This is a genomic window from Catellatospora paridis, from assembly GCF_009720365.1.
GTDB classification, from domain to species: domain Bacteria; phylum Actinomycetota; class Actinomycetes; order Mycobacteriales; family Micromonosporaceae; genus Catellatospora; species Catellatospora paridis.
The window spans coordinates 1-1,625 of sequence record NZ_WBZD01000059.1; the positions used below are offsets into that span (position 1 = coordinate 1).

1 protein-coding gene and 1 pseudogene are annotated in these 1,625 nt (G+C 75.7%); one reads left to right on the plus strand and one right to left on the minus strand.

Annotation, left to right across the window (positions count from 1 at the left end):
* Positions 1 to 703: hypothetical protein (locus tag F9C41_RS40505; RefSeq protein WP_230690392.1), on the minus strand; the 703-nt coding region annotated here is incomplete at its 3' end.
* 177 nt (positions 704 to 880) lie between these two features.
* Between F9C41_RS40505 and F9C41_RS40510 the strand changes: the two are divergent.
* A pseudogene (locus tag F9C41_RS40510) lies at positions 881 to 1,625 on the plus strand (hypothetical protein); the annotation flags it as partial.

Here is a 1,625-nt window from a genome sequence, read left to right on the forward strand (position 1 = left end):
CGGCCTGCGCCGGCGTCCACCCGGCCCGCCCGGCGAAGAGTGCGGCCTGCGCGAAGTAGCCCGCGGCCAGGTCGTAGACGCCCTCCTCGTCCGCGGCGGCCGCCGCCGTGGCCGACGCGGCGACCGCGGCGTCCAGCCGCGCGGCCCCGCCCAGCGCCGCCGCCTCGGCGGTGTGATGCGCCAGCTCCGGCAGGGTCGCCGCCCGCGTCCCGCCGAGCGCACCCAGCCGGGCCAGCACCCCGGCGACCCGCTCGTGCAGCGCCGCGCGGGAGCGCCCGCCGAGCGTGTCGTAGCAGACCTCGCGGTCGAGCGCGCGCACGAAGCCGTACACCTGGGGGCCCTGTTCGCGGACCAGCCCGGCCGCGGCGGCGTCGTCCAGCCCGCTCAGCACGTCCAGGTCGGGACAGACGCCCTCCAGGATGGACAGGTCGAACTCGCGCCCGATCACGGCGGCCGCGGTCACCGTCTCGCGCGCGCCCGGCTCCAGTGACCGCAGCGCCGCGCGCACCGGCTCGGCCAGTTCCTCGGGCCAGCGCAGCGGCACCCGGTACAGCCCGTCGCCGTCGCCGTCGACCTGATCGGCGATCGCCGCCAGCACTGTCGGGTCCGCGTCCGTACGCCGCAGAAGCTGCTCCACGAGACGGGGCGCCAGCGATCGGCCCGTGCGCTCCCGCAGCAGCTCCGCGGCCTGTCGTCGGTCCACGACGCCTCCCCTCTCCGGGTCGGTACGCAGCACCCTCGGTGCAGAAGTTACGTACTCGCCGCGATGTGCGCAGTCCCCTAGCGGACCTAGCGTGAAGTCACCTCGCAACGCCCCGGCACCAACGCCCCCGCACCAACGCCCCCGCACGAACGTCCTCCCATCGAAAGGGAGCCTCCGATGTCCCAGTTCCGCGATCTCATCGCCAGGATGGCGGTGGACCCGGAGTTCGCCCGGCACGCACGGGCCAATCCGGACGCCGTCGCCGCCCAGTACGGCCTCACCCCCGACGAGACCGACCAGTTGCGCGGCCTCGCCGACGCCTCGGCCGGCGCCGGGCCCACCGCCCTCGGCGTACGCCTGTCCAAGTCCGGCATCGGCACCGGCGGCCTCGGCAGCCTGATCTCGCCCGCCGACCTGACCCCGGAGCTGCCGGAACTGCCGGACCACGAGCCGACGGCCCCGCTGCCGCCCGCCGACCTCACCCCGGCCGACCTGGCGCCGATCCAGCTCACCCCCGCCGACCTCACCCCGGACGCCGAGGAGGAGCCACCGCCGCCTCCGCCGCCGCCGCTACCGCTGCCGGAGCACGGCCTCCACCTGCCGCTGGACCTCGCGCTGCCGGAACTCGACCCGGACCCCGAGCCCGCGCCGCTCGTGCCGCCCGTCATCCAGCTGCCGCCGGACTTCCAGCTGCCGCCGCTGACCCCCGACCCCGAATTCGACCCCACGATCCCGCCGTTCCAGCTGCCGCCGGACTTCGACTTCCCGCCGCTGACCCCGGACCCCGAATTCGACCCCACGATCCCGCCGTTCCAGCTGCCGCCGGACTTCGACTTCCCGCCGCTCGACCCCAAACCCGAACTCGACCCCACGATCCCGCCGTTCCAGCTGCCGCCGGACTTCGACTTCCCGCCGCTCGACC